Source organism: Intrasporangium sp. (assembly GCF_040414665.1).
Classification (GTDB): domain Bacteria; phylum Actinomycetota; class Actinomycetes; order Actinomycetales; family Dermatophilaceae; genus Intrasporangium.
In genome coordinates this window covers 1-5,394 of record NZ_JBEDUL010000050.1, presented here as the reverse complement: position 1 = coordinate 5,394, position 5,394 = coordinate 1, and the positions used below count along the sequence as shown (strand labels likewise).

Annotated in this window: 5 protein-coding genes; 1 reads left to right on the top strand and 4 read right to left on the bottom strand. The window is 66.9% G+C overall.

The features are described from left to right. Positions 1-830 (top strand): ATP-dependent DNA ligase (locus ABF401_RS05335; protein ID WP_502908195.1); only part of this gene is annotated, 830 nt, incomplete at its 5' end. Between the two features lie 84 nt (positions 831-914). Here ABF401_RS05335 and ABF401_RS05330 read toward each other — a convergent pair. The 4 genes from ABF401_RS05330 to ABF401_RS05315 all read right to left on the bottom strand — a co-directional run bounded on the left by ABF401_RS05330 (position 915) and on the right by ABF401_RS05315 (position 5,071). Further along, positions 915-1,994 (bottom strand): adenylate/guanylate cyclase domain-containing protein, encoded by a 1,080-nt coding sequence (locus ABF401_RS05330; protein WP_353508498.1) that lies wholly within the window; start codon positions 1,992-1,994, stop codon positions 915-917. A gap of 298 nt (positions 1,995-2,292) precedes the next feature. Beyond that, entirely contained in the window at positions 2,293-2,790 is a 498-nt protein-coding gene (locus ABF401_RS05325) for an ANTAR domain-containing protein (protein WP_353508497.1), read from the bottom strand. A gap of 104 nt (positions 2,791-2,894) precedes the next feature. Beyond that, positions 2,895-3,893, bottom strand: a complete 999-nt coding sequence (locus ABF401_RS05320) for an ATP-grasp domain-containing protein (RefSeq protein ID WP_353508496.1) — start codon at positions 3,891-3,893, stop codon at positions 2,895-2,897. Continuing rightward, positions 3,890-5,071, bottom strand: coding sequence for a peptidase MATCAP family protein (locus ABF401_RS05315; protein ID WP_353508495.1), 1,182 nt, complete (start codon positions 5,069-5,071; stop codon positions 3,890-3,892). Before ABF401_RS05315 ends, ABF401_RS05320 begins: the two co-directional genes overlap by 4 nt. Between the last annotated feature and the right edge of the window lie 323 nt (positions 5,072-5,394).

The window sequence follows — 5,394 nt, the reverse complement described above, 5'->3', positions numbered from 1 at the left end:
TGACGGACCGCCTGCCCGAAGTCGTCGAGGCCTTGGGCACACTCGACGTGGAGAGCGCCGTGCTGGACGGGGAGGTCATCGCCCTGCGGGAGGACGGGAGGCCCGAGCCGTTCCAGGTCACTGGCGCGCGCACGGCGAGCAGCGCCGACCCCGAGAGCCTGCGCGACGAAGTCCCGCTGACCCCGTTCTTCTTTGACGTCATGCACGTCGACGGCGACGATCTGCTGGACCACTCGGCCACCGACCGTTGGGCGCGGCTGGCCGAGACGGTCCCCGGAGCGTGGCTGCCGGCGCGGGTCCTCACCGCGGACCCCGCCGAGGCACAGGCCTTCTTCGACGACATCGTCCGGGCGGGACACGAGGGGGTCATCGTCAAGGACCCGTCGCTCCCCTACGCGGCCGGGCGACGCGGACAGGGCTGGATCAAGGTCAAGCCGCGGCACACCCTCGATCTCGTCGTCCTCGCCGTCGAGTGGGGAAGCGGCCGGCGCCGAGGATGGCTGTCCAACATCCACCTCGGCGCCCGGGACGCAGAGACCGGTGAGCTCGTCATGCTCGGAAAGACCTTCAAGGGAATGACGGACGAGATGCTGCGGTGGCAGACCGAGCGGTTCCGCGAGCTGGCGGTCGACGAGCCCGCCGAGGCCGAATGGGTTGTCCGCCTCCGTCCGGAGCAGGTCGTCGAGGTGGCGTTCGACGGCGTGCAGCGGTCCAGCCGCTACCCAGGCGGGATCGCCCTGCGCTTTGCGCGGGTGCTGCGGTATCGCGACGACAAACCCGTTTCGGAGATCGACACCGTTCAGACGATCCGTCGGCTCGCCGGCTGGTGACCCCATCCAGCGGCCAGCTCCGGCTCTGGATCGCGAAGCTCGCCATCCGACCACGTCGCATCACGGGTAAGCGACAGTCGGCTCTCAGGCCGCTTCGAGAAGGTATGTCCGCATCTGGCCCTTGCCCTTGATGTCGACGAATCCGCGCTCTTTGCAGTCGAACTCATCGCCGAGCAGCTGTCGCGTCGACTCGGTGACCTGAATGCGTCCCGGGAGCCCGTGGGACTCCATGCGGGCAGCGGTGTTGACCGTGTCCCCCCACAGGTCGTAGAGGAAACGTCGGCGCCCGATGACGCCTGCGACAACCGGGCCGGAGGCAATCCCGATCCGCAGCTGGAGTCGGGGCGCCGGGTCGTCGGCTTTGGCGAGATCGTCAAGGGCCGCCAACGCGAACCGGGCGATCGCCTGTGCATGATCGGCGCGGGCCGAGGGTAGGCCCGCGGCCACCATGTAGGCGTCCCCTATGGTCTTGATCTTCTCCAGACCGTACTCGTCGACCAAACGGTCCAGCCGCGTGAAGACGGAATCGAGCACAGTGACGACTTGCTCGGCTGGCAGCCGGCTCGCCAGCGGTGTGAAATCGACGATGTCGGCGAACAGGACGGACGCCGAACTCACACGGTCGGCGATCGGCTCCTCGCCGGCCTTGAGGCGCCGGGCGACGGAAAGGGGAAGGACATTGGTCAGCAGGCGCTCGCTGCGGCGGTGCTCGGCGGCCAGTTCGGCCTCCGCCCGGTCGGCCACACGCGCCGGGTAGGCGACGAGGAGGCAGGCGACTCCGAACGTCGCCACGATGTTGAGGGTGTTCGCGATGGCAAGCTGCCCCTCCGGGACGTCGTACAGGGGAGACACCAGCCTCGTGTAGTGATACAGCAGGATGAATAGTCCCACCAGCGCGCTGGCGAGTAACCAAGCCATGCGTCGCGGCCACGGATTCAAGATGGTGACAATCATCTGGGCAATGAGCACGTACTGCGCCCCGAAGCCCCATCCCACGAAGACCACGGCCGCGGCCGTCCAGGTGGAAGCTGTGCCGTAGATGAGCGCCATGTTGAGCTGGACCCGCCCGCGCTTTGCCGAGACCATGGCGAGGACCCAGACGAGCAGCCCCACAACGCTCAGCACAACGAGCGGCCAGACATTCCACCAAGCGAAGAATGCCATTCCTGAGATGAACATTCCGAGACCGCTGGGGCTGGCCCGCGACATCGTGTAGAAGCGTAGGTCACGCGGAGACGACTCCGAAGGCAAAGGCAACCACTCGAACGGTGAATGCCTCTGGTCGCTCGAGCTGGTTCCGAGGTCGTTCATGCGCGTCCCTTCCTCCCCGCATGCATCAGCTCTGCTTCCCTCATGATCGCGCCGACGGCGCGCGCACACGGTCGTTCAGCGGACTGCTTCGAAGGAGCTGCCGATGGTCAGGCCCACGGCCAAGGACCCGGGAGCGTCGAAAGAATGGGCTTCAGGCACTCGGCAGATCGGTCACGTCGCCTGTGAAGACGACATCGTCGGCAACGAGACGAAGCTTGCGGTTGGTGTCCTGGCTCGCCTTGACCAAGATCGCGAAGGCGTCCTCCTCGTCCAGCTTGCGGTTCGCCATGACGATGCCCATGGCGGCCCCGATCTTGCGCGACGAGTGCAGGGCCTGCTCGAGCTGCGCCGAATGCTCGCGGCTGAGCAGCCCCTCTGCCCGCAGCTCTTCGATCAGCTTCCGGTCGATCTCGCCGCGCACCTCCAGCTCCCCGATCCGGCGGTGGTCCTCCTCGGCCCGAGCCTCACTCACATCTGCCCGCTCGGAGGCCGCCCGCGCCCGGGACTCACTCACGACCGCACGGTCATCGGACGCGTCGGCGCGGTCCCGCAAGGCGTCGATGTCCGCGCGGTTGGTGGCGACTTGCTCGCTCAGCTCATCCATCTGCCGCTGCAACCCAGGGTCGCTCTCTGGCCGCTCGCTTCCCATCCATCAATTATGACTACGAGGCGTCGGTTGCATCCAGATTCGCTTCGGCCTGATGGGTGCTGTTGGCGCGCGATCTCGCTCGGCGATGCGTGGATGCCGGCACCTCAGGATGTCGAGCCGTGCCGACGCTCCAAGGCCTCGATGACGGTCGGACAGACGTCGACGTCGTAGAGCCTTTCGACACTCTGCATGCCTCCCGCGCTCTCCGCGTTGATCTCGACGACCTTGTCGCCGATCACGTCGATGCCCACGAAGAACATCCCGTCCGCCACGAGCTTCTCGCTCATCGCTTCGACCACGCTGAGCTCGACGTCACCGGCGTCGACCGGCACTGACCGCCCACCGACGCTGATGTTCGCCCGGGGGTCGTTGCCCGTCGGCACTCGCCGGAAGGCGGCCAGCTTCCCGTCGTGTTCGAGGATCTGCCCATCGAGCAGGAAGATGCGGACGTCCCCGTTCTCGCCCCCGTCGACGAACTCCTGCGCCAGGGCATAACCGTCCTGCAGTACCGCCTCGGTCATCTGAGCGAGGTTCGTCTCGTTCTCGTCCTCGATCATGAACACGTTGCGGCCCTTGCCGCCGTAGAGGGGCTTGACCACGGAGTGACCGACCTTGGCCACGAACTTCTCGATCGCCTCGGGGTCTCGGGTCACGAGCGATCGGGGCCGGATCTTCTCTGGGAACTCCTCCAGGTAGAGCTTGCTCGTCGCCCGGATGAGCGACATCGGGTCGTTGACCACGGTCACGCCGCGGGCCTTGAGCATCTGGCCGAAGACCGCGCCCAGAGGGCTCGCCCAGGGCCGCTCCTGCAGGTCGTCGATGGACTCGTTCCGCAGGAAGAGGGCGTCGAGGTCTTCCATGACGATGCGTTCGGCGTCGCGTTCCTTGATCCGCTCCATCAAGGTCGCCAGCGTGTCGCCGCTCTGGAACTCCGCCCGGCGGGCCCGCGCCAGGAGCTGCCCGTCACCGTCCCCCAGCTCGACGTCGCCGACGCCGACGTACCAGACCTCGTGCCCACCCTGACACGCAGCCCGCGCCAGACGGGTCGTCGTGTACTCGTCCACCTCGGTGTCGATCTCCTTGACGAAGAACGCAATCCTCATGCCGCTTCCTCTCCCTCGTACAGGTCCATGAGTGACGCTCCGGCGCGCAGCCGGTCCAGCCGCTCCTGTGCACCGGGCACGTCCAGCCAGCGTGGACGTACCCACGGTGGCTCGAGTACCTCGCGATCGAGCAGCTCCTGGATCAGTGGGATGTGGTCCAAGGCAAGCTTTCCGACGAAGAGCGGGTCGAGGCTCCCGCCTTCCGCGAGCAGCTCGAGGATGCGTGAGATGCCACGCAGGTAGATCGCGTCCTTGACGTTCCCGCCACCGACGACGACGCGAATGGCAATGGACCACGCTGTCCTCGTGGGGATCCGGTGATCCGTGCGCAGCGACTCGAAGATGTCGAGGAACTCGGCGCCGTCGAGCAGCTTCTCCACGGCGACGACGCGGCCCGCGAGCACGCGCAGGCGTCGGGGGTCCAGGCCGCCGGTCAGGTACTCCGCGAGCAGCGCCAGGCCCTCCTGGGTCTCGTCATAGCCGGGCAGTCCAATGGTCAGCAGCTTCAGCGGCTGCCGGGCGCCGTTCTGGTAGGTCACGACGTGGGTGCCGATCTCGTGGTGGAGCAACGGCTGCACGCGATCGGACCTGATGGCAGCTGTTTCGGGGATGAGCAATCGACCGAATGACACCATCAGCTCGGAGACGTCCTCGCGCACCTCGAAGCTGATCGGGAAGTCCGGGTACACGGCGCGGTACCGGTCGAACTCCTCCTGGACCGCTTCGCCGAACACGCCCGCCGTCACGCTCTGCGTGCTGGGCGCCTGGGGAGGGATGGCCTCGAGCAGCTCCTCCGCAGCCCGTGCGAGAGGCGCTGTGACACCTCCATAGAGCTGGAGCGACCCGTACACGAACCGGGAGGTGTCACGATCCTCCAGGGCAGTGACCATTCGGGCGATCTCGTCCCTCTTCGTCCGATAGAGGCTGTGCAGGGCCGGGTCCGTGATGTCCTCGATCTGCAAGTTGTAGAGGTCGCGCCGTACCAGGTCCGGCTCGAACTCCAGCGGCCGCAGCCGAAGCGTGGGGGCCGTCCCGAAATCGCTGCGCTCGAAGTCCGCCCACGCCTCCGCCGCGTTCACCGGAGTGACGTTGAGCAGCAAGTCCACGCTGCGCTCGATCTCCGTGAGGCGCGCGTCGACGGCGAGTGCAGGCGCAATCAGGTCCGTAGGCGATGACACCTTGCTGACGTACCCCGAAGAGCCATCGGCAACACCGCGCACGAAGCCACGTTCGCACGGGAACGAGCCCAGCGGCATACGGCATCGACGTCCCACGTCACCACTCGGTAAGGAGTCGTCACCACCTCGTCATGGCAGCCCGCCCCGGCGCGATGGTGCGCTGGGAGCATGTCGAGACGACTCTGGATCCCCCTTCTCTCAGTGGCAGTCGTGGTGGCTGTGGTCGCCGCGGCACTCTTCCAGCCGTGGCGGCTCCTGACGCGCAGCACGGTTGACGAAGCGCTCCCGATGGTCACGCCGTCGTCCTCCGCAGAGCCGGGCAA